We start from the raw sequence: 22,219 nt of genomic DNA, 5'->3' as shown, positions 1-22,219 counted from the left end.
AACTGCGAACCGGAGGAATCATGGGAAAACTGCTGTATGTGCTGCCATTACTGGTAGCGTTGATGTTGGCTGGCTGTGGCAAGCAGGAAAGCGATCTACCGGTGAATACTCGTTTGGGCGGTGATTTCACCCTGACAGACCAGAATGGTGCGCCTTTTCAGGCAGAAAAGTTGAAGGGTAAAGTGTCGATTCTCTTTTTTGGTTACACCCATTGCCCGGATATTTGCCCGGCGGTGCTTGCCCAAGTGGCCCAAGTTTATCGCCATCTGGAAGAGGACGGGGTAGCTGATCAGGTTCAGCCGGTGTTTATTACTTTTGATCCTGAGCGCGATACAGTGGCTCATCTGAAGGAATATCTACCCTGGTTCAAGGCAGATATGATTGGCCTGACCGGTAGCCTGGAACAGATTCGCGAGGTTGCCAAGCAGTATGGGGTGGTCTTCATCAAGGACCAAGAAGCCGGGGAGCAGGGCTACCTGTTTACCCACAGCGACTACATATACCTGCTGGATGAACAGGCGCGTGTGCGCAAACTGTACCCGGCGGATTTCAAGATTGACGAGGTGGTAACGGATGTTGAATCACTTTTATAAAAAAACGTGCCAGGGGGCTGCCCTAGCAGCATTTCTGTGCTCTGGCATCGTCCATGCCGATGTGAGTATTTCAGAGGGGTGGCTGAGGGCTGTGCCACCGGTATCGCCGACCATGGCCGGCTACCTAACCGTGACGAATAACGGCGCGTTCAGCGTAAAAATCATTGGTGCCAGCAGTGAAGTCGCGGGTCACACCATGCTGCATAGCATGAAAACCCTGAAGGATGGCACTCGTAAAATGGGGCATTTGCACCACATCATGTTGGAACCGGGGGAATCTTTCTCGTTATCACCGGGCGGCGACCATTTGATGCTAATGAAACTTCGGCGAGTGCCCCAGCCTGGGGAATCGGTCACGGTTTGTCTGATGCCGGAGGAAGGGGATGAGATCTGCGCCAACCTGCCGGTGTTGCGTGAGGCTCCCGAGGTTTAAACGAGCCTACACAAACTTGCGTTTGCGCCTCTTCTGCGCAATGGATAGCGCGCATACACTATAAATATGCGTCTGTTAATCCTGATTATACTCATCGTTATTCCGCTGGTGGCTACGGCAGATTGTCCACGGCTTGCTGCTGCCCGAGGTGTGCCTGCTGCGCCAGATCAGGTATGGGCTCTGGCCACCCTAAATCTGTGGCGTTTGCGTGATGAGCACAGGCATAGCAAGCTGGATGACCCTGTATCGGCCATGTTGCTGGAAGCGAGATTGAATGCGCTAGCGGACTTTATTGTGGTGGACTTGAACGCGCCGCACGTTCTTGCGTTCCAGGAAGTGGAGAACCAGATTGTATTGAACCGGCTTGCAGAACGGCTGGCATTACTGGGTTATCGGTATCGTTCAGTGTTACGCGAAGGTAATGATCCTTCCGGTATGGATGTGGCGGTGATGTATCGTTCGCCGGTAAATATTGGCTCGGTTGGCACCCTTTTTTCAGACCAACGCTTGCGTGGCCATGCGCTTTATTCGCGTCCGCCTTTGGTGGTCGATATTGAGGCACCGTTAGCGGCCCGGCTGGTGGTGGTGCATTGGCGCAGTGCGAAGAATTTAAAGAAAGCACAGGTGTATGAAAAACGGCAAACTCAGGCGGCATTATTGGCTAATTGGGTCGCTGCGCAGAGAAGCCCGTTAATTGTTGCTGGTGATTTTAATACCACTTGGGGGCAGGGGCGATTTTCGGCCAGCTACCGGCGTTTTGAGCAGGCGGGGCTGCTGAATACCTGGGCTGAATTGCCTAAAAAATCACGCTACAGTTTTCGTTATCGATGCCAGCCACAGGCTCTGGATCATATTTGGGTGTCTCCTATTTTAAAAGCGTTCGTTAATCAGGTGGCGGTGAGTCGCGGTCATGCGGGTCGCTACGATAGTCTGTACCGCTCGAAGGGAGTGAGCCCTGTATCAGATCACGATGCACTGGTGGTGTATTTCACAAACCCTGTAGCGGGAGGCTAGGCGCTAGAAGAAATAATATGGGGCATTGTTTGAGTCAGTGGGGGCCGCTTTGCTTTTACGCGTCAGGCATTGATCATCAAACGTAAATTAAAAAAACGCCGCAGGGTTGCTTGCGTGTTTGCGAGGACCTAGGGAGGAGCCCCGCGGCGTAAAATCGTGAGCGACCGGAGTCGCTCAAATAGCGTTGTCGTTTATAGCGGGAAGCTGTAGCCGACGACGAACAGAGGGTCTTGATCATCGGAAACGGGGGAGAATTTATCGCTATCTACAACCTTGGAGACGGTAAAGGTCAAGTTTTCGATGGGAGAGTAGCTCAAGTCCACGTGGGTGTAGTCACTGTCGTCAGCTTCATACATCCAGGTGCCCACTAAGATACCAAAATCTTCGTAGTCGTAGCCCAAGGTAACGTAGTTGTCATCACCAAAGCTCATATCGGTAGAGCCATCACCCCCATCAGAAATATTCTTCTCCCAGCCAGCATAGCTGTATAGGGTCGCACTGAAGCCCCCCATACCCAGGCCGAGAATAATTTCGCCCAGCTCCCCGGCGCCCACATCGAATTCCGGGTAAACGTAGGTGATGTAGGACAGGTCATAGCTAAGGCCGCCTGCTTCACCACCGAAACCTACGTAGAAATCGGTTTCAGTAGAAGTGGTGCCCCCTGCTACGGCTGTACCAGCAGAAGAAATCCAAGTGCCTGCATAAAAGCCTGCGTCGGTGGTGAAGTCTAGGCTGCCGGAAACGTTAGCCGTACCGGCAGACACATCCTGACCACGCCACAGGTACATGCTGGCAATCCCCAAACTACCACTGATTTCTGCAGCTGCCATAGACGGAGCCACCACGCTTGCTGCCGCAATAGTGGAAGCAATGAGCGTTTTCTTCAGACCAAGTACGTTTTTCATGTGCAACCCTCTTAACAAGTCTAATTTGTTCAAATGTGCGCGGGTGGCGCACCGCCTATCAGGCTCGAAAGAGAGAATGCAGAGAGCGTGCCAGTTTTGTTTTTTCTTTATATAACAGTGGCTTGAGTATAATTAGGGCGAGGTGAGCGGTGTGGGGTACCAGTAACAAGGAAGAGGGTGCACCGCAATGGTGCGGCGCACCAAGTTGGGGTGTTTATGACGGGCATTCCCAGTCGACGTGTACGGCGTCCGCGGAGCGACCACGACTATCGGTTAGTGATAGGCCGCATTGCCCCTGACTGAAACTAAATTTTGCCTGATAGTGTTCGCCCGCCAGCGCTTCGAATTGCAGAGCGACTCGACAGCGGTCCCGCGTGGTGCTGTTGGTGCTTTTTTTGTTGTAGAGAATGCCAATCCGAGCTTGCTTAGAGGCTTCCAAGCTAGTCGTTACTTCTGGGCTCTTTTTCATGGCCTCCATTAGCTCATTCAGGCTGTCGCCGCCAATGGGCCGTTGAGAAATGGAAAACTCGGTGGATTGGAATCCCTCGCCAGGGACACAGATAACAGGCTGCGCTGCTGTATCGTTGCTGGTAAAGGTGATCTCGGCGGTGTTATCACCGTAGGGTTGTTGGTAGCTACTGAAGTGCTGGCACCCAGTGAAAAGCAGAGCAATAGCCGGAACAAGCAGAGGTTTCATACCTGGTTTCCTGAAAGTCGAGTTAGGGCAAGTGTAAGGCAGAGCGCGTCGTGACCCAACCTTGTGCACAAGGCGATGCAATTGCAGGGCCAGTTCCGGGTGGAATCAGTGGTTTTCCAAAAACCAGTGTTGAATGGCTTTTTGGGTGAGGAGGTTACGTTCACTGGCAGAGGGCAGCCAATTGCCGGCATTACTGGCCATAGCGGTGAGGAACTCGAACAATGGTAGGTGTTGGCGTAGAACCCGGTGGTGGCGATGGCTGATCATTGGATTGAAGTAACCGAAAAAATCCAGCATTTGGCGTGGGTTTTTACGCACCCAGAGCCACGAGCCCATTTCTAGTGTGAATGGCAGGAAGGTGCGGTCCGGCTGCTGTTCCTGAGCGTCGTCGTAAAGGTAATCCCACAGGTCTCCGTGGGTGGTGTAGTTAATTGACTGCGGCTCGATGAGGTAGGGGTGATGGTTCGGGTAAGTTTGTTCAAAGACCTGCTTTAGTTTGTAGACCTCAGCAATGTGTGGAATCGGTCGGTGGCTTCGTGCGTAACAGCACCACACTCGATCTCGGCGGCCAAAGCCGCTGTGACAATCCAGGCTCATGGAGAACGGCGAGGAAAACAGTTTCTCGCGTACCGTGCGGATGACTGCCTGGGCCTCAAGCTCCATGGGAGCGCCGGCTTTTCCCCTATACCAAGGTAAATGGCGGCTGATGCGATGGCCGCCCACTAAAAAAGGGACCCTTCCCATGGCGTCTACTGGAGCGTTGCGCATCAGATCTACCCCGTTGGGGTTGCTGCGGGTGCGTCGCCAGATACCGCCGGGATTAATCATCGGCATGAATACCAAACGTACTTTTTCTAGGCGGCGATGTAGCTGGTCATCCCATTGCAGGCGATGAATCAGGCTGTGCAGCCAGGACAGCAGTACCTGGCTGCCAATTCTTTCTACTCCATGGACGCCACCAAAGAACCCTACTACCGGCGCATTGGGCGAACGGCTGCCTAGTTCAATTACCTGTATCGGCAAGGACAATTCGCCTATGGGTACGTGGTGTACTGTGGTGACGCGAAGGTGCCGCTCTCCGTGGCGTATTAATGCATTGAGTTCCAGCAGCTCTGGTAGGTGGCGTTGCAATAAGTAGAGCTTGTCTTCCATAGGAGGGGTAAGAGAGAGGCACAAGGTGTTGCTGAGAATAGAGGTTGGAGATAACAGATATGTGACGATGCAAGCCCCACCCGTGTGTGCTTGGCGCTGACCCGATAAATCGCGGGGGAATTCCGTTATCTGCCTCCACACAGAAGTGAGCCGTGTTGTAGCTGGAAGCTTGAGGTTCTTTTCTCCCTTTCACCAAACCGTGATGCCACTGTCAGAAGGCTGTCATTTGATCTGTTTAATTTCTCGTTCACGGTAGCCAGAAAACCGGGAGCGTCTGTAATGACACCATCTCTGGATTTTTCTTTTGCCCTCCGTACGGGGGATTTGCTGCTTTTTTCCGGCCGGGGCTTTACCAGTGATGTGATTCGGGTTTTTACGCGCAGTCCCTGGAGCCATATTGGCATGGTGCTTCATCTGCCGGGCCAGCCAGAGCCGTTGGTATTGGAGTCCACTACGCTCAGTGAATGCCCAGACGTTACCCTTGGCTACCCAGTCGCCGGGGTGGCTCTGGTGCCATTGCACAGGAAAATCCAGGATTACTCGGGAGCGGTGGCGGTGCGCCGCCGGCATGGCCCAGACCTGACGGAACGTCAGCAACGAATGGTGGTCCGTATGGCTCGCCGACTTCTACATCGCCCTTACAAAAACTATGTGTTTTGCAATGCGCTGGATGTGCTCACCGGCTATACCCGGCGTTCAGATCAGCGGGGTTGGTTTTGTTCCGAGCTGGTGGCAGAGCTTTACCGTCGCCTTGGTTGGTTGCCTCTGGACACCCGGCCCAGCACTTTGGTGCCCGGCCATTTCGGGTCCCGTCACATGCGTTTACAGCATGGCAAGTTGGGGCCGGTGGAATGGATTAAATCTGAGACTCCAGGAGCCGCCATGCTCGATGGGGGAGATGCGGCATTTACAGCCAGCGCCGCACTTTATGGCGATATGCCTGCCACTGCTCACCAAACTGTTGGGCATGGAACGCTTCTTCCGCCGCAATCACATGCTGCTGGATAACCCAGATGACAGGCGCCCACATTATCAGCATGCCGGTGCTGTGTTGAGCCAGCGCCATGGCCAGGTGAAGACAGGCAAAGCCCAGATAAATCGGATTACGACTGAGTGCGAACACGCCTTGGGTCAGCAGCGTCTTAGCGGCTCGGTGTGGCATCAGGGTGGTATGAGCGTGCCGCAGTTGTATTACGGCAGCGAGAACAAGACTGATACCAATCAGTGCCAGTACCAGGATGACCCACTGCTGGCCAAGAAAATGCACGGCAGGGAGGTTCAGGGCACGGTCCAGCCCGTATCCCATTAGCAGGCCACCGAGAAACAGCGCCGGGGGGGGCATCATTATTTTGGGGTGTTTAAGTGGCATGAAATCTCCCGTCATGTCGTTGGTTGTGCAAGCTTGGATTGTATCCGGCCAGGTGCGTTTAAATCACGGAAAAATACTTGGCTGGGTATGGGGCTGATGACAAATGCCCAAGGGTTGTTATTCGCTACGAAGGCAAGGAGGTGAAAAAGATTGAGCAAAGGACCCTTGATCGTTTGTGAAAAGCTGAGTTATGGTAATTCTATTCCCGCCTTTGTGGGAGTGATCGCGATCAAAAGCTGAAACAGCTTAATGCAACTGAACCGCCAATTGGCTTAAACCACGGCGGCAGGCGCAGGCGTCACTCTCGCTTCTTGAAATTGACGTCCACGCTAAATGTCGCCCCATCGAAGCACAGGGGATACGCATGGAAGAGCGCGCGGCCAGACTCCACACCCTTTCCGTTAACCACGCAAGCGCTAGCCAGAACGACAGTTCTACCTTCGAAGAAGACCAGAAAAAAACCTACGTCATTGATACCAATGTATTGATTCACGACCCTAACTCGTTACTCAATTTCGAGGAACATCGGGTGGTGATTCCTATGACGGTGCTGGAGGAACTGGATAAGCTAAAGAGTGGAAAATCACATACGGCAGCGGATTGTCGTGCCGCCATTCGGCAGATCGACAAGGTGCTGGGCAGCGCTAGCCCCGAGCAAGTGGAAGAAGGGATTCCCATACCCCGTGGTGGCGAGAATGAGCCTCAAGGCACATTGACGGTTTTGATGGCCGAGCGGAACAAAGTCACCGCGCCGCTCACCAATGATCTGAATGACAACCGCATCATCAATGACGTGGTGGCCATGAAGAGTCAGTTTCCAGACCGACGCTATATTCTGGTGACCAAGGACATCAACATGCGCCTCAAAGCGCGTGCCTGCGGTATCGAGTCAGAGGATTATCACAACGATCAACTGGTGTCGGACATTAAGCAACTGACGCGAGGCTATTTCGAAGTGCCCGGTTCATTTTGGGATCAGGTTACCGAGGTGGAAACCGAACAGGTGGGCATTGATACCCTTCATCATTTGTCGCATGGCTTACTGGTTAGTGAAATTCTTGGCGAAGAGGTGTACCCCAATCAGTACATCATCGACGAACAGGGTTTTGTCGGCCGGGTGATGACGGTGGAAAATGGCGTGGTGACGCTTTGTCATTACAAGGCGGATAGCCTGATGGAGCAAGAAGCCTGGGGCCTGAAGCCGATGAACATTCAGCAGGCCATCGCCTTGCAAATGCTGCTGGATCCGGATGTGCATATTGTCACGCTCACCGGGGCGGCAGGCTCCGGTAAAACTATTCTGGCACTGGCGGCAGCCATTGAAATGACCGTGGAGCAAAAAAGCTTCAACAAAATTATTGCAACCCGTTCCACTCCACCGCTAGCGGAAGATCAAGGTTTTCTTCCTGGTACGGAAGAGGAAAAAATGGACCCTTGGCTGGGCGCTATCAATGACAATATTGAGGCACTGCATCTTAACGATGAAAATCCTTCCGGCAGCATTCAGTATGTGAAGGAACGCGCCAATATTCAGTTTAAGGCGATGAATTATATTCGTGGGCGAAGTTTCCAGAAATCGCTGATCTTGATCGATGAAAGCCAGAACCTGACTCCTCATCAGATGAAAGCGATCATTACCCGGGCGGGGGAGGGCTCGAAGGTGGTGTGTTTGGGCAATCTGGCGCAGATCGATACGCCCTACCTGTCGCCCACCAGCTCAGGGCTAACTTACATGACTGAGCGTTTTAAACGTTTCGTGCATGGGGGGTCGGTGCAATTGAACGGGGTGCCGCGGTCGCTGTTGGCAGAATATGCAGAATCGTTTTTGTAATCGTTGGCGGTGGATAGTGAATAGCTAAAAACCTCCGCGGTTGTGTTGTGCCCCTTCAGAAACAAACAGGCCGCGCCTAAGCTTTAGGCGCGGCCTCTTGTGCTGCAGATGAAAACAATCCCGCTTTGCGACGCGTTCAACCGTCAATTATCTTTTTACACGCTTCTGACTGATAAAAGTCGTCCAGAACCCACTCGATAAACGGCTCCAGTGTTCCTTGCTCAATCAGCACTGTGGCGCCACGTGCCAGGGCCGGGGTGGTGAACTCACGGATACGCTCTTCGCTGATCTGCATGTCATCGAGAATACTTTTCAGGGGCTTGTCCATGAGTGATGCTACGGCGGCGCGGATGCCTACACTGACGAGGCGGCGAGTGTAATCCAAGCGGGCGCTTTCATCCGTAATGGCGCAGCTTTGGGCGACTACTTCGTCTACGGTTCCTTTGGGAACCATAGACATGTAATCAGCGGGTTTAAGTGGTGAGACACGGAGGTAGCCGTCGCGGGCCAGTTGTTGAATACGCTCGTTGGTGAGCTGCTTGTTCAACCATTGTTCGCCGGTTTTCAGGGTGACGCGAATATTCTTTTGCAGATACACGCGGATGGATTCTTCCATGCCTCCCATGGCTTTGCCGACCATACTCTTGCGACCGATTTTCATTACGCTGCTAACGCCAGGCAGTTTGGCTAGAGCATTTTCTTCCAGCAAAAAATTCTTGATGCCGGTATAGAGCATTTCGCTAACCATTTCGCTGACTAAAGGGTGGTTCATGGCGGAATGGATGGCTCTCTCTCGTAAGCTTTGCAGTTTCAATATTTGTTCAAGGATAGCTTCGAAATGTTCTTCGCGAAGTAGCTCGCCAAGGGTGGTGTCATCCTGTTCGGCGGCTTCCCAGAGCGCGTGGCTGACATCGCTAATGACATCCTGTAAGCCACGGGCACTGAGAGCTTCCTGCAACCATTGATCGACCACCAGAACCAGGCTGTCTTGATCCACTAGGGTGCCGAGCGGGATATCCGTAAGGAGATTGCTGGTCTGCACCATCAAGGCATGCCAGTGCTCTGTTGCTTGCAATTGTTGAAGCAGGTGAGCCTTGTGAGCATCGCGTAGGGCGCTAATCAGTTCGCTGGAGGACATGGTGATAAACCTCGTTTTTTCGAATGCTGGAGAATGGTGTTATCGGCGAGTCTGGATTCAGGAGATAAACGGTCTGCTATCTATCAATAGAGGTGAAGCAGTAACTATATTGTGCGGTATTCATTCTAGCCTGTATGTAACCGGTGAGACTGCTATCCGAGGCGCTAGTGCTAACCTAATAAAGGTAAGGAGCTGAGCTGAAATGCCGTAAAGTCGCCTCTGAAAACGTATTGTATGCTTGGTTTTTCAGGCTGGCTCGCAATCTATCCCTGATTCTGGGTCAAGAGGGTGCATTTTGGGGGCGCGCCGAGAGTGTCAGCGGCTTATTAATCAAGATATATGCAGTGTTTGTCTGTTGCCCCTAATGTCGAATGTTAAACATCTATCCCCTGCCCGTCGAAAGACGTCTTTACCGGGGCGGTTAGTCTGCCACTACGGCGTAGTGGCGCCGGCAATTTATGGTGAAATAGTTGGTTAAAGCCTGATCAGTAGCCTGGTCGTTTATTGATGCAGCGCAATGTCGTGAGGTCGGAGGTGGCGTTCAATGGGCTCTCCATCGTAAACCATCATTACTGTGGATTTCACAAAGGGCTTGGTTTTAACAAAGGGGATGAATATGAAACTGCGAGGACCGGGAAAAAACGTATTGCTGCTGTCAACAATGTTGGTGACAGCGCCAGCCATGGCACACCAGTCAGGTGACTTCATTGTGCGAATGGGTGGCATTAAGGTTGATCCGGATGTGAGTAGCGATAGCTTCAACCCCGCATTGCCTGCGGTTGGCGGGGTGGGTGTGGATGTGGATGACGATACTCAGCTGGGCCTGACATTCTCTTATATGGTTACAGATAACATCGGTGTTGAGCTGGTCGGGGCGACACCATTTACCCATGACATCATTTTAGACACGGGGGGCTCAGGTGTTTCGATTGGTGAGACTAGCCATTTGCCGCCTACGTTACTGGCACAGTTTTATGCTCCTCAGCTAGGTCCTGTGCGCGGCTATCTTGGGGCTGGCGTGAACTACACGTTATTTTTCGATGACAGCATTGATGACGCGGTGGTGAGTCCATTGGTGGGCGGCGCCGATGTGGATGTTAAGCTGAGTAATTCAATCGGGTTTGCTTGGGAAGTCGGGGCGGATGTCATCATTGATGAAAACTGGCTCTTCAATGTCAGCATCTGGAATATCGATATTGATACCGAAGCACGCCTGTACGTGAACGATGTCCGGGTGGACAAAATCGATGTGGAAATTGACCCTTGGGTTTATATGGTCGGTGTGGGCTATCGTTTCTAAAAGCGGTTGGCGTTGCATGTAATACGTTTAATTGATGCAACCACGCGTTGGAAATTAAGTAGTAAAGGAGGGCGGAGAGTGTAGTGAATAATATCCGCCTTCCTTTTTAGTTTTTTATGGGCATGCAACGCATTGTTTCTAAAGAGCTTAACTACGCTATTTCCTCTATGCACTCCGGAAATTGCTGGCGGAATACGTCGTAGCCCCCATCCAGGCTGACCACGTTGTTGAAACCCTGCTCACTCAACCAGTCCGACGTACTTTGACTACTATTACCATGGTAGCAGTACACCACCAATGCCCGTTCCTGTGCGGTGTTGGCTAGAAACTGATCCACATTGGCCTGACTTAAATGCAGGGCACCTTGCAGGTGCCCTGCAGCAAAACTTGCCGGGTCGCGGATGTCGATGAACAGAGTGTTACCTTGATCAAATAGGGCTTTTCCCTGCGTAGGGCTGATTCGCGTTGCCATGGTCAGTCCTTTTTCTCTGCGTCTGGCGCTTTCGCGGAGGCTGACCTCTCCCTTTCCGCCAGCAGGTCGGCGGGGGGGTATTCGCATTCCAGTTTCATGCCGATGGCGTTTTCCAGCTCTGGTAGCAGGAAGGCGTCATCTTCACAGGCGAAGCTGATCGACATACCGCTGGCACCAGCGCGACCGGTACGACCAATGCGGTGCACATAGTCTTCCGGATCTTCAGGCAGATTGTAATTCACTACGTGAGAGACGCCATCAATGTGGATGCCGCGGCCGGCCACGTCCGTGGCAATAAGCACTTGCAAGTCGCCGGCTCGGAAGCGCTCCAGTGTTTTGCTTCGTTGAGTTTGTGGGACGTCGCCGGAAATCAGGGAGACTTTAAGCCCCCGCTTTTGTAGCCGGTCGCACACCCGGCGAGTAATGTCTCGACGGTTGGCAAATACGATGACCTTGTCCATGTTCATGCCGGTAATGAGGTTATAGAGCAGCTTGAACTTGTCGTCTGTATTAGTGATGTAGACCTTTTGCTCTACGGTATCAGTGGTGACTTGGGTTGGCTCTATCTCCACGATTTCAGCATCTTGCGTCCAGCGGCGGGAGAGGTTCATCACATCGTCATTGAATGTGGCAGAGAACAGTTGAGTTTGGCGATACTGGCTTTTCGGCGTCATGCCGACAATGCGTTTCACGTCGGGAATGAAGCCCATGTCCAGCATGCGATCAGCTTCATCCAACACCAGAAACTCGACCCGGTCCAGCCACAGATCGCGGCGTTTGGCGAAATCGAGAAGACGACCGGGGGTGGCCACTAAGATATCAATCAGTTTGTTTTGCAGCCGTTCCTGTTGCCGATTGAAGTTCATGCCGCCCACCACACTCATTACTTGAAGGTCGGTGTACTTGGTCAGTATGTTGGCGTCCTTCTCAATCTGCATGGCCAGTTCTCGGGTGGGGGCCACGATCAGGGCGCGAGGCTCACCGGCAAAGCGTTGGACATCGATAGGATGTTTGAGCAAATCGTTTATTACAGTGATCAGGAAAGCGGCTGTCTTGCCGGTACCCGTTTGGGCCCGGCCGATGGCATCGGCGCCAGCGAGGGTATGTTCCAGGACTTCAGCCTGAATAGGCGTGCAGTACTGGAAGCCCGAATCGGCGATGCCGTGCATCAGGTCCAGATGCAGATCAAAGTCGTGAAAGCGGCGTTCGCCTTCTTTTTCCGGAACCTGAAATTGCTCCAGGCTCCAGGAGCTTGCTTTGTCTTTTTGCATGTATTCGCTCAGTCTGAATGCGAGAGAGTTTGCGAGTGTAGCCACCTTTATGGCCCTGTTTGGCAAGGTTTCGGAGGTGGCTCCAAATGTCATATTGTAGAAAAAATAGCCAGCGCTGTCAGAGGATGTTTGCTTCCGGCTTGCTTAACTGCGTTATTGTAGTGTTTTGGGTCGGGTTACTGTTAGCCATTTTCATGGATTTAACCGTTCCAGTTGATCGCTTACTCATTATTGTCGGCGCGATGGCGGCAATTCCCTTTGCGTTGGCCTGTCAGGGGTGTGCCTTATAATTGCGTGTTGAGGGTATGTATCATTGGCGTGATGGCCATGAGGCTCGGGGTTATTCACTCGAAACCGAGCATGTGCGGTATTCGCTTTCGTTGACTTTCAGCATGCCGTTTTACCCGAACACCAGCACCCGGTTATTCGCTGGCATGGCATGGTCCGCAAGACATTGCCGACCGTGCTGGGCAAACTCCTGCTCTACCCATTCCTTGTCGCGGATCCCCCGCTGCGTATCAGTGGATTTCAGCCAACGTTCAAACTGTCGATTGGAATCACTGGTGAACTGATCATCGTAGTTGAAGGGGCCGTAGACCATGAACAATCCCTCTGTGTTGAGATGCCGGCACCCTTCAGCGATGCAATGGGCGACCAGTGATTGCGGCATGATGTGAAACGTATTCGCCGTGAACAGATAATCAAAAGGACCAATCGGCCATTGGTCGCTCACATCCAGGGCTAACGGGGCATTTGCCAGGCTGTGTGTCTGGCCTAGCCAGTGGCGAATGGTTGGGAGGTTCTGCGCCACGTCAGAGGGCTGCCATTGCAAATGGGGTAGCTGTGCAGACAGCCAAGCGGCATGCTGTCCGGTGCCGGCCCCAATTTCCAGCAGCGTCCCGGGGGCCTGACAGTGTTGCTGCAAAACTTGGAGAATCGGGCCTTTGTTGTTTTCCGCTGCTTGCGAAAAAGGAACCTTTGATGATGTCATGGCTGCTCCTGTGAGTGAGAGGTCATGGCATCATCAACGGCCTTTTTTGGCAAGGGAAACGCGTTATTTCCTCACCCCTTACTTTTGTTCATGTATTTCTGGCCCATGGCAATCAGCCTCTGGTAGCTGGTCGGCAACAGACGCTGCATGGTGTCGACAGCGATAGCATCTGAACCGATCAAGACCCGACGCTTATTGCCGCGAACTCCCTTGAGGATGGTACTGGCCGCTTCTTCTGGCGTGGTGCGAAACATTTTCTCGAAATCCTGAATGGCTTGTTCCTTGCTGGCACCTGTGATGCGCTCAACGCCATCGCTCATGCGCGCAGCTTTGGCGATATTGGTCTTGATACCACCGGGATGAATGGAGGTGCAGGATACCGGGCTGCCTTCCAGTTCCAGCTCAATGCGCAAGGATTCAGTGAAGCCGCGTACCGCGAATTTGGCTGCGTTGTAAGCAGACTGAGTAGGAATGCCCACGAGACCAAAGATAGAAGAGATGTTAATGATATGTCCCTCACCAGCTTGCTTCAGATAAGGTAGGAACGCTTTGGTGCCGTAAACTACACCCCAGAAGTTGATGTTCATCAACCACTCGAAGTCGTCGTAATCCATCTCTTCTACGGTGGCGCCCAATGCTACCCCCGCGTTATTGAAAATCATGTTGGCATGCCCAAAATGATTGACCACATCGTCGGCGAAGGCGTAGAACGCTTGGCGATCCGCTACGTCCAATATTTTGGTCATTAGGCGATCTTCGCTGAGATTCAGGCTGTTGGCGGTCTCTTTTAGGCCGGCTTCATTAATGTCCGAGAGAGCCAGTTTTGCACCAGAAGCGGCCAGATTCATGGCCAGAGCACGACCAATACCGGAGCCGGCGCCAGTTATGACGGCAACTTTATCTTTGAAATTCTTCATGATCACTCCTGTCGCCACTCTAGTAAAAGCGGCGTTTGCTGTTAGCTTATGAGCGCAAAGTTCAAAGATGGAAAGCGCAAAAGGCTTATCAGGGCCTGGTAACAGGCCAACCCTGCGGTGCTGCGTGGGCAGCATCGTTTCGGTTGGCACTATGCTTGCCTGCGCTTTTCTTTCAACGTGCAACTCGATTTGCGACCGAGTGTAGACACTTTGCCACTGCAGAATGGGCCAATCTTGTCAGACAAGGAGCTGGCCTTGTGACGTTGGCGACACAATGGGCTGTCGCTGTGGTTAGAACGGTAGTTGTGATGAGCTGTCCCTTAACGGGGCGGCAATGGCGCTGCGGCTTTGCTGGACGAGAGCTTGCAGTTCGGCCTCAGTGTTGCCGGTTACTGTGAGTGCGGGGTGCATAACCAGGCGAGCGGTGGCGCCGGGATGCAGTCTTAAGGTTCCGGCGGGCAAAATGTCGAATGTTCCCGACAGGGTGATAGGCAGCACGGGTAGCTGCAGCGCCTGAGCCATCTTGAAGGCGCCTTTTTTGAAGGGTTTCAATTGTCCATCGCGGCTGCGGGTGCCTTCAGGAAAGAATAACACGCTGGCCCCATTGGCCAAGCGTGCGCGGGCGTTATTCAAGGAGGCAACGGCTGCTTCAGTGTCGGACCGATTAATAAAAATATGGCCCAGTTTTTCGCTGCAGATACCGATAATCGGAACCTTGCGTAGTTCGTGTTTCATTACCCAACGAAAATCTATGCCTAGATAACCGTACAATACAAAAATATCGAATTGACTGAGGTGGTTGGCGACGATGACGTAACTTTGGCCGGGCTGGAGGTGATGGCGGCCATCAACCTCTACTCGCACACCACTATAAAGAAGGCAGAGCCTGGCCCAAGGTACGGCGGTGAGTTTTGCGACTTTGTCAGTGGGTAGAAAAGGAATAAGTAGTAAACAGACCAAGCCTGCCACCAGCGTGGTCGCCAGCATGAGCGGCACAAAGATCAGCCAACTATACAGAAAGAAAAACAATCGCATTACCATCTGATGCTCTCCGATTCGTACAGAAACTGAGTGCTATGGTAGCGGAGGTCTGGCCGAAAATGACAGGCCAGCATTTACGTTGGTTACCTTTGGATGATGCCGCTTTGGTCGGTCAGTGGGGCGCTGGTGCGGCCTGAGGCGTCGCGTCTACAAGCCTGCCCGGGCCATTAAGGTCAATGTAATCGTAATAATGATTCTGGTATTCCGGTTTGTTGATGATACGGCGAAGTCGTTCTAGCGTGAAGTAAGGCGCATCGCGTAGCAGAATATTGGCAATCCAGGCGGGGATGTAGCCGCCCGGGTCCAGAATCAGTTCATAGGTCATTTCTATTTGGTGGTTGCTCAGGCGGCTAAAGGCTAGTATCCCGGTCATTTCAGGAAAGCGGATATAGTTCTTGGTGGGGGGCAGGGCATCCGGTTGGTTGATCAGGGTGATTTTCACCGAATTGGGATTAGGATCCAGCACTTGGGTCACTTTTGCGCGTAATACGGCTTCTCGGTCGGCCAGCGGCCAAGGCAGTTGAGTGGTGAAGCGTAACTGACGGTCGAGGGGGTTGGCGCGGCCGAACTCCTCGGCACTATCGACAAAATGCAGCCATTTAGGATACGAGGGGTAATCGTTGAGCAGTGCGACCAGGGAGTACTCGTCTTTCAGGGGGAAGCGGGTGACGCCACGAAACGTCTTCAGGCGTGACTCATCCCGGTGCTTCATATACACCTGAATATCATTGCGGTCACTGACCAGGGTCCAATCCTGATCTTCATTACTGAATGCCGGTGAGCAAAGCGTAGAGAATGCAAGCAAAAGCCAAAGAAGGCCAAAAGGTCGAAGCCTGTCCATAGGAAGCGAGGAATCCTTGTCCGTTATTTTTGGAATGGGGGTGATCATATAACACGAGCTCATTATGACATTATCCTTGTCCCGCTGAATACATTTTGATCACTCTCTAGTGTATCTTCTGCGCGTAATCGGACAGTCGGTGTAGCAAATATGTATCAACGGCAGGCAATTTTGCGGACGGCTGCTAAACTGTGATCTCGCGCGTCATGCGTTGATCGAGTAACCAATAACAAGCATTTGCATACCTAAGTTGCGACAATTTCCTATGCTTAAGCGAGCGTTTCATCTTTTGATCGGTGCTGCCTTAGTGGCAGGTTATTTTGCTGCAACACCGGAGCGGCTTTGGCAACCGCCACCGCAGTTGCTGGCCGTAGAACCTGCACCGGTGCCCTCTGATTCCCAGTGGCAAATCCGCTTTGCGTCGGATGCGGACACCCGCATGGTACACGCAGCCTCTATGGTGGAGTTGCCGGATGGCCGGTTGCGCGCTTTTTGGTTCGCCGGGACCCGTGAAGGGGCGGCAGATGTGTCTATTAATTCCGCTATCTTTGACCCTCAATTAGGAACCTGGTCTGACGAGATCGTATCTGTCACACGTGAACAGATTTCCCAAGGCTGGGGTAGGCACATTCGCAAGCTGGGTAATGCGCTGCCGGTGTTGGATGAGGATGGCCGCATGCGTTTGTTTGTGGTCGCAGTGAGCTTCGGCGGCTGGGCGGCCAGCCGATTGGTGGTGCTGGAATCCTCGGATATGGGCGCCAGTTGGGAATTTGACACCTCATTGGTGGCCACGCCGTTTCTGAATATAAGCACCCTAGTGAAAACCCCGCCTATCCATTACAGCGATGGCACCATCGGTTTACCGGTGTACCACGAAATGATTGGCAAGTTTGGCGAGATTCTGCGTTTGGATAGGGATAATCGTATTCTCGGTAAAGCCCGTATCGGGCATGGGCGCAAGGCGATTCAGCCACTTGTGCTGGTGGATAATAATAACCATGCAGTTTCTTTCTTGCGCAATGAGAACGAGCCCAATAATGGCTATTTATACCAATCCTCCAGTAACGATGGAGGTTGGACATGGACGCCGCTGGAATATTCTCCCTTAGATAATCCCAGTTCCGCCCTTGGTGGCGTGGCTATGGGGCCTGGGCACTGGTTGGTAGCGACCAACTGTAACCGTGAAGAGCGTGATGATCTGTGTATTCGCGAAACTCGTGATTCCGGGCAGCACTGGGAAGATCGGTGGTTTTTCCATAATCGGGAGCAGTGGAGAGGTAATGCGTTAGAGCCAGGAACCTTTGTAGATCTGGTCGATGATGAGTTTGCTGGGGAAACGATTCCCGAAGATCGACGTCTTCTTTTGGAGCGAGTAAAGGCCAACAAATGTCATGGCGACCACGGATGTGCATTCCAGTATGACTATCCTTATATGGTGCGCACAAGGAACGGGGATCTGCACATGCTTTACACCTGGAACAAGACGGCTATCCGCCATGCCTGGTTAAAAGCCGATACGGTGGGCCGTACGCCGCACAACAATAGTCAGCGCAAGGAGATCACTTATGTCGATTGATCTGGTTATTTGCGCATTAGTGTTGGTGGCGATTCAGTTGCGCATTAGTGCCACTCTGTTGTCTTTGCGCGGTCGTGTGGTTTTGGCCTGTGTAGTGTTTGTGTGGTCCTTATTGCCATACCCTTGGGGGCTGGGAGCTTGGGTGCTGAGTTACCTCGCAGGTTTCAGCATTACCTCTGGCTTGCTGGCGATGTTGGCGATTCAGCACCGTATGGTCGGTCACTACTGGCTGCCGGTTCGTGAGTTACGTACAGCGTGCCGAATGCTGGTGTTAATGGCATTGTGGTTTTACCCAATGAGCATGGGGTCCAGCTATGAGGATCCCTATTCGTTGGGTTTCGGGAGTTTTGGTTTCAGCACCGCTCTGTTGTTGATCGGGCTCCTGGCATGGGTGACCCGCGCTTATGCATCGTGTTTGATTCTGGTGGTGGCTCAGTGCGTTTTTAGGGCCGGTTGGCTAGCTAGCGATAATCTCTGGGATTACCTGATGGACCCTTGGCTGGTGTGTTGGGCGGTGGGTTGGTTGCTACGCGATCGGCTGCTGAGCGCGAGGGCTCTACTCGCGCAGCAGTCATCGACTCAGCCCTCGGCAGCGGGCTGGGGTGAAACCGGCGCCACCGAGGCTGCAGGCCAGAGCAAAGCCACCACGTAGCCGACCAGAAACATCAGCACATTGCCAATCAGTCCGGTGTAATACAGGTCAAAGGGGGCGCTTAGTGCCTCCGGTAAAAGCTGGTTGTTGGTAAGAATGGTCCAGCTAGTGAATACCAGGGTGCAACCAATCCCCACCCAAGCGGCCCGCGCATTGCCCTTCTTGCTGAAAAAGCCCAGCAAATATAACCCTAGCATTCCCCCGCCAAGCAGTGACACTAGGATGGTTGACGTGTCTTGTAGTGTTTTGGTATCAGCCTGATTTAGCCACAGCGCTCCGAGAATCATGACTCCCGTGACGGCGGCGGCGATGGCCCAGGCCACTTTTAGGTAGTGGCGATCATCGCGGCCAGGACGCAGATGACGGCGATACAGGTCAACCACGCTAACGGTAGTGATGGAGTTGATGCTGGAATCCAGTGAGCTCATGGCGGCGGCCAGAGCTGCTGCAATCACCAGCCCGGCCACGCCAGCGGGCAGGTAGCCGGTAATGAAATGGGGCATCAGAGTTTCAGCCCGAGTTTCACCGGTCAGAATCGCGCTTGCCTGGGCGTCCGGATAAACCTGAAAGAACACCCACAGGGCCGTGCCCAATAGCATGTAGAACGCCCAGATAGGCAGGGCGGTGAATAGGTATACCCAGAGCCCGCGACGCGCTTCCTTAGTGGATTGGGAGGCGCAATACCGTTGCACGGTGTTCTGGTTGCTGGAGTATTCTGTGAGCCAGTTGGTGAGGCCGATCAACAGCATCATGGTGGCGGTCTTTTCGCTCAGCGAGAACGACCAAGAGGTCTCTGCGGGAGCACCGTTTTCCCAGGGCGCCAGGGCAAACTTGCCGGCCTGACCTGCTTGTTCGAACACTTGGTTGAGCCCGCCGGGCAGCGCCTCGAGAATCACCCACAGGCAGACGAGGCCGCCCAGTAACAAAATGACGGTTTGCAGCACATCGGTCCAGATTACCGCATCAATACCTCCGATGACGGTGTAAAAGCCAACAAAAAACCCACCTAGAATAATGGCGGTGGTGGGTGTTAGATCGGTGACTTGTTGTATCAAAAGAGAGAGCAGCCACAGGATCATGGCTAGGCGCACCAACTGCGCCACCAGAAACGCAATGGCACCATATACTCGGATGGATGGACCATAGCGTAACTCGAGGAATTCATAGGCGCTGGTCATATTTTCGCGCCGAAAAAAAGGCAAAAAAACGAAAGCTGCCACCAGCATGGCAGGCAGTAGGGCCAGGTTAGGTAGGTAGCGTAACCAGTCGGTCAGGAAGGCGTCGGCGGGATAGGCCAAGAAGGTAATGGAGCTGATGGATGTGCCTACTAATGACAGACCTATTACCCAGCCGCGAAAACGGCGACCGCCTACAAAATATTCTTCGGTATTGGTGTTGCGGCGTGAGAAATAGATACCGATGCCCAGCACGATACAAAGGTACCCAGCAAGGACAATCCAGTCAGCGATTGCCAGAGTCATTATTGTTATTCCGCTTCAGGCAACAGGCGGCGCGCAACACGCCGCTGAGTGCAGCCTGCTGCGCGTGCCGCATGATGCGACTTAGGTTGTTTTATTGTTCGATATAGACGTTATCGGCCTGTTCGCCGCGATCGGACATGCGGGTATCGAAGCGGACCTTGGTGCCGGTGCGCAGACTGCGGCGGCCGCCGTTCTGTACCGCTTTGAAATGAACAAACAGTTCTTCACCGCTGTCGGTAAGAATGAAGCCAAAACCCTTGTTTGGGTTGAACCACTTCACTTCACCGCGCTGCTGGCCATTGCTGCCGGGCAGGGAGGGCATGGGTAGGTTAGCCGGCACCAGCTTGCCGAAAGGAATCAACGGCAGCAGATAGACCAACACCGGTACCCACAACCACGCTTGATGGGTGAATACGGTATTACCGTGGCTGGCCACCAAGCCGGCCAGATAGAACAGCACAGCCACATGCAGTGGCAAACGTTGGCGACCGCCCATCAGGCAGACCAAGTTAACGGCAGCGGCTAGTAGCAGACCCAGACCGGTTTGTTGGCTGTGGATGTTGGAAACCTGAATCATGGCCAGGTTTTCATGAATGGTCACCAAGGCCATTTCCGGGGCAAACAAAAGCCAAGCACCGGGGAGGGCAAGTAACAGGGTGACGATGACGTAAAATATAGTCAGCGGTTTAGAGAGATTCATGGAGTTGACGTTACCTTGTTTAAGCAATGAGTGATAAAAGTAAGGATAAAAAACCGCCAGATGACGAGGCGGTATTGTGCAGCCGGGTAAAACCCTCGTTATCGGTGCCCTTTTTGTAGGCTGGGCTTGTCGATAATGACTATCAGGCGCTGCACAATCCGGGCATTGTACCCAAGCTGGCGATGAAACTCATGTTGGAGCTATTTTGGCGTCTTATCCGTTCCTTGAACTGACATTTTTCCAAGCGTTGCAGGATTGCGGTGCTGCCTCGCCGCAAACGGGCTGGTCACCCTGCCATGTGGCGCAAGAGCACGGTTGGTTGCCCCTGTATGCACGCTCTCACTCCCAGGGCGAGTATGTATTTGATTTTAATTGGGCTGAGGCTTATCAGCGTCATGGTTTGGCCTATTACCCTAAACTGGTGACCTCGGTACCGTTCACCCCAGTAGTGGGGCCGCGTTGGCGCGGACAGTGGACCGCAGAGACACTTTGGCAAACCGTCAGCGAAAAAATGGAAGAGCAGCAGGCCAGCGGTTGGCATCTGCTGTTTGCGGACCAGGCAAGTCGTGAAGCGTTGGAAGGTTTGCCACTGGTGTCTCGTCAGGCCTGCCATTTTCGCTGGTTCAATGGTGGTTATGCTGATTTCGATGATTTCTTGGCGCGCTTTCAATCACGCAAGCGCAAGAACGTGCGCAAGGAGCGGCGGCAAATTACCGAGCAGGGGATTCATATTGAGCGTCGCCGGGGCGCACAGATTCAGGCGGATGACTGGGCTTTCTTCTACCGGTGTTATGCGAGCACTTACCTCAAGCGGGGGCAAATGCCGTATCTGAACGAGGATTTTTTCTTGGCGATAGCACAGCAGCAAGGTGAGCAGTTGATGCTGGTGTTGGCCTGGGACGGAAATACCCGGGCCCCGATCGCGGCGGCGTTGTATTTCTTTGATGACACTCAGCTCTATGGCCGTTATTGGGGCTGCCTGCAAGAGCGCGATTGTCTGCATTTCGAGCTGTGTTACTACCAGGGAATCGAATTTGCCATTGAGCAGCAGCTACAGGAGTTTGATCCGGGAGTGCAGGGTGAGCACAAAATTCTGCGTGGCTTTGAACCGGTGATTACCTGGTCATTACATCATTTACGCGAGCCAGCTTTTCAACAGGCGATCGCGGATTTCTGCCAAGAGGAAGCGCGGCACGTGCATGGCTACCAGCAGGAGGCTCGCAGTCTGTTACCGTTCCGGCGGGAAGATTGAATGGTTTTGTTTTTCGCAGGCGTCTTAGGTGCCATGATAAGGGCAGATTGTTACTTCTATCAGGTTGTCAGGCGATACATTGTTGACGTTGGTACAGCAATGCCATGGTGACCTTGTCACACAGATCCGCTTCGGGGTGGTCCGGGGATTTCGGTCCCAGTGTATCGGTTACATCTTCCAAATCGCAGTTCTGCGGGTCATCCAGGTCAGCAAAAAACTCCCAAGCGCGGCCACTATGATCCACTAAGGTGCCGGTGTAGACCCCTTCGTCAAACTGGCATACGCAGGAGAAGACGGTCTCGTTCAACGCAAAGCCTTGCGCGCTGATCCAGGCGGAGAAAGCTGGGTTAAGGCTGCCATTACGCACCTGCTCGGTAGCGTGAGCAACAGATTCCCAGGTATTGCGTGTGCTCGCCTTCTTTAATGGCATCGTGTTGCCCTCGCCGCATGGGTGTGATCGTGCGTTAAATTGTGAAAGAGCTCACAGGGCTGTCGATCAGCGGTCGTTTTTGAATGTGCCCGTATTCTGCACGCTTCATACCATCAAGTGATAAGGACGTTATCTTAAAAATCTGTAAGCCAAGGCGTACATG

23 protein-coding genes are annotated in these 22,219 nt (G+C 53.1%); 9 read left to right on the top strand and 14 right to left on the bottom strand.

The genetic code is table 11. The features are described from left to right. Positions 1–20: 20 nt before the first annotated feature. The 3 genes from ABO_RS09945 (at position 21) to ABO_RS09935 (ending at position 2,040) form a co-directional block, all read left to right on the top strand. Positions 21–593 (top strand): SCO family protein, encoded by a 573-nt coding sequence (locus ABO_RS09945; protein ID WP_158299163.1) that lies wholly within the window; start codon positions 21–23, stop codon positions 591–593. Then, entirely contained in the window at positions 574–1,026 is a 453-nt protein-coding gene (locus tag ABO_RS09940) for a copper chaperone PCu(A)C (protein WP_011589211.1), read from the top strand. Before ABO_RS09945 ends, ABO_RS09940 begins: the two co-directional genes overlap by 20 nt. Before the next feature lie 66 nt (positions 1,027–1,092). Next, complete coding sequence (locus tag ABO_RS09935) at positions 1,093–2,040, top strand: endonuclease/exonuclease/phosphatase family protein (protein WP_011589210.1); 948 nt, start codon at positions 1,093–1,095, stop codon at positions 2,038–2,040. Between the two features lie 191 nt (positions 2,041–2,231). Here ABO_RS09935 and ABO_RS09930 read toward each other — a convergent pair whose 3' ends face one another. The 3 genes from ABO_RS09930 to ABO_RS09920 all read right to left on the bottom strand — a co-directional run bounded on the left by ABO_RS09930 (position 2,232) and on the right by ABO_RS09920 (position 4,794). Next, positions 2,232–2,945: a TorF family putative porin gene (locus ABO_RS09930; RefSeq protein ID WP_011589209.1), complete on the bottom strand. Its 714-nt coding sequence runs from the start codon at positions 2,943–2,945 to the stop codon at positions 2,232–2,234. A gap of 214 nt (positions 2,946–3,159) precedes the next feature. After that, positions 3,160–3,642: a hypothetical protein gene (locus tag ABO_RS09925; protein ID WP_011589208.1), complete on the bottom strand. Its 483-nt coding sequence runs from the start codon at positions 3,640–3,642 to the stop codon at positions 3,160–3,162. Between the two features lie 105 nt (positions 3,643–3,747). After that, the gene (locus ABO_RS09920) at positions 3,748–4,794 is read right to left on the bottom strand and encodes a M14 family zinc carboxypeptidase (RefSeq protein ID WP_011589207.1); all 1,047 of its coding nucleotides are present in this window, start codon (positions 4,792–4,794) and stop codon (positions 3,748–3,750) included. 279 nt (positions 4,795–5,073) lie between these two features. Between ABO_RS09920 and ABO_RS09915 the strand changes: the two genes are divergently transcribed. After that, on the top strand, positions 5,074–5,802 hold the full coding sequence (locus tag ABO_RS09915) for a YiiX/YebB-like N1pC/P60 family cysteine hydrolase (protein WP_011589206.1): 729 nt from the start codon (positions 5,074–5,076) through the stop codon (positions 5,800–5,802). On the opposite strand, the gene ABO_RS14285 is transcribed toward ABO_RS09915, so the two are convergent. Next, positions 5,702–6,163 carry a methyltransferase family protein gene (locus ABO_RS14285; protein WP_232501268.1) on the bottom strand — a complete coding sequence of 154 codons (462 nt, stop codon included), beginning with the start codon at positions 6,161–6,163 and terminating at the stop codon, positions 5,702–5,704. The two genes, ABO_RS09915 and ABO_RS14285, sit on opposite strands and share 101 nt — an antisense overlap. 364 nt (positions 6,164–6,527) lie before the next feature. Between ABO_RS14285 and ABO_RS09905 the strand changes: the two genes are divergently transcribed. Continuing rightward, positions 6,528–7,994, top strand: a complete 1,467-nt coding sequence (locus ABO_RS09905) for a PhoH family protein (RefSeq protein WP_011589203.1) — start codon at positions 6,528–6,530, stop codon at positions 7,992–7,994. Positions 7,995–8,130: 136 nt separating this feature from the next. Here ABO_RS09905 and ABO_RS09900 read toward each other — a convergent pair whose 3' ends face one another. Continuing rightward, positions 8,131–9,132, bottom strand: a complete 1,002-nt coding sequence (locus ABO_RS09900) for a hypothetical protein (RefSeq protein WP_011589202.1) — start codon at positions 9,130–9,132, stop codon at positions 8,131–8,133. 616 nt (positions 9,133–9,748) lie between these two features. Between ABO_RS09900 and ABO_RS09895 the strand changes: the two genes are divergently transcribed. Next, the gene (locus ABO_RS09895; protein ID WP_011589201.1) at positions 9,749–10,432 is read left to right on the top strand and encodes an OmpW/AlkL family protein; all 684 of its coding nucleotides are present in this window, start codon (positions 9,749–9,751) and stop codon (positions 10,430–10,432) included. Positions 10,433–10,583: 151 nt separating this feature from the next. Here the strand turns inward: ABO_RS09895 and glpE are convergent, their stop codons facing one another. The 6 genes from glpE to ABO_RS09865 all read right to left on the bottom strand — a co-directional run bounded on the left by glpE (position 10,584) and on the right by ABO_RS09865 (position 15,929). Continuing rightward, entirely contained in the window at positions 10,584–10,904 is a 321-nt protein-coding gene (gene glpE / locus ABO_RS09890; protein ID WP_011589200.1) for a thiosulfate sulfurtransferase GlpE, read from the bottom strand. A 2-nt stretch (positions 10,905–10,906) separates the two neighbouring features. Then, positions 10,907–12,175 carry an ATP-dependent RNA helicase RhlB gene (gene rhlB / locus ABO_RS09885; protein WP_011589199.1) on the bottom strand — a complete coding sequence of 423 codons (1,269 nt, stop codon included), beginning with the start codon at positions 12,173–12,175 and terminating at the stop codon, positions 10,907–10,909. Between the two features lie 400 nt (positions 12,176–12,575). Beyond that, positions 12,576–13,166: a DUF938 domain-containing protein gene (locus ABO_RS09880; RefSeq protein WP_011589198.1), complete on the bottom strand. Its 591-nt coding sequence runs from the start codon at positions 13,164–13,166 to the stop codon at positions 12,576–12,578. 71 nt (positions 13,167–13,237) lie between these two features. Further along, on the bottom strand, positions 13,238–14,083 hold the full coding sequence (locus ABO_RS09875) for an SDR family NAD(P)-dependent oxidoreductase (RefSeq protein ID WP_011589197.1): 846 nt from the start codon (positions 14,081–14,083) through the stop codon (positions 13,238–13,240). Between the two features lie 291 nt (positions 14,084–14,374). Beyond that, on the bottom strand, positions 14,375–15,124 hold the full coding sequence (locus ABO_RS09870) for a lysophospholipid acyltransferase family protein (protein ID WP_011589196.1): 750 nt from the start codon (positions 15,122–15,124) through the stop codon (positions 14,375–14,377). A 112-nt stretch (positions 15,125–15,236) separates the two neighbouring features. Beyond that, on the bottom strand, positions 15,237–15,929 hold the full coding sequence (locus tag ABO_RS09865) for an START domain-containing protein (protein WP_035461429.1): 693 nt from the start codon (positions 15,927–15,929) through the stop codon (positions 15,237–15,239). A gap of 301 nt (positions 15,930–16,230) precedes the next feature. Between ABO_RS09865 and ABO_RS09860 the strand changes: the two genes are divergently transcribed. Both ABO_RS09860 and ABO_RS09855 read left to right on the top strand, forming a co-directional pair. Then, positions 16,231–17,541: a sialidase family protein gene (locus ABO_RS09860; protein WP_011589194.1), complete on the top strand. Its 1,311-nt coding sequence runs from the start codon at positions 16,231–16,233 to the stop codon at positions 17,539–17,541. Beyond that, positions 17,531–18,193 carry a hypothetical protein gene (locus ABO_RS09855; protein ID WP_011589193.1) on the top strand — a complete coding sequence of 221 codons (663 nt, stop codon included), beginning with the start codon at positions 17,531–17,533 and terminating at the stop codon, positions 18,191–18,193. The genes ABO_RS09860 and ABO_RS09855 overlap by 11 nt, the downstream gene beginning before the upstream one ends. Here the strand turns inward: ABO_RS09855 and ABO_RS09850 are convergent. Both ABO_RS09850 and ABO_RS14645 read right to left on the bottom strand, forming a co-directional pair. Continuing rightward, positions 18,121–19,674 carry a sodium:solute symporter gene (locus tag ABO_RS09850; protein WP_011589192.1) on the bottom strand — a complete coding sequence of 518 codons (1,554 nt, stop codon included), beginning with the start codon at positions 19,672–19,674 and terminating at the stop codon, positions 18,121–18,123. The two genes, ABO_RS09855 and ABO_RS09850, sit on opposite strands and share 73 nt — an antisense overlap. A 91-nt stretch (positions 19,675–19,765) precedes the next feature. After that, complete coding sequence (locus ABO_RS14645) at positions 19,766–20,374, bottom strand: cold-shock protein (protein ID WP_081424068.1); 609 nt, start codon at positions 20,372–20,374, stop codon at positions 19,766–19,768. A gap of 205 nt (positions 20,375–20,579) precedes the next feature. Here ABO_RS14645 and ABO_RS09840 point away from each other — a divergent pair, with 205 nt between their 5' ends. Beyond that, complete coding sequence (locus ABO_RS09840; protein WP_011589190.1) at positions 20,580–21,626, top strand: GNAT family N-acetyltransferase; 1,047 nt, start codon at positions 20,580–20,582, stop codon at positions 21,624–21,626. A gap of 67 nt (positions 21,627–21,693) precedes the next feature. On the opposite strand, the gene ABO_RS09835 is transcribed toward ABO_RS09840, so the two are convergent. Then, positions 21,694–22,056, bottom strand: a complete 363-nt coding sequence (locus ABO_RS09835; RefSeq protein WP_011589189.1) for a hypothetical protein — start codon at positions 22,054–22,056, stop codon at positions 21,694–21,696. Between the last annotated feature and the right edge of the window lie 163 nt (positions 22,057–22,219).

It is taken from the genome of Alcanivorax borkumensis SK2, assembly GCF_000009365.1.
In the GTDB taxonomy this organism is placed as follows: domain Bacteria; phylum Pseudomonadota; class Gammaproteobacteria; order Pseudomonadales; family Alcanivoracaceae; genus Alcanivorax; species Alcanivorax borkumensis.
This window is presented reverse-complemented; position numbering and strand designations above follow the sequence as displayed.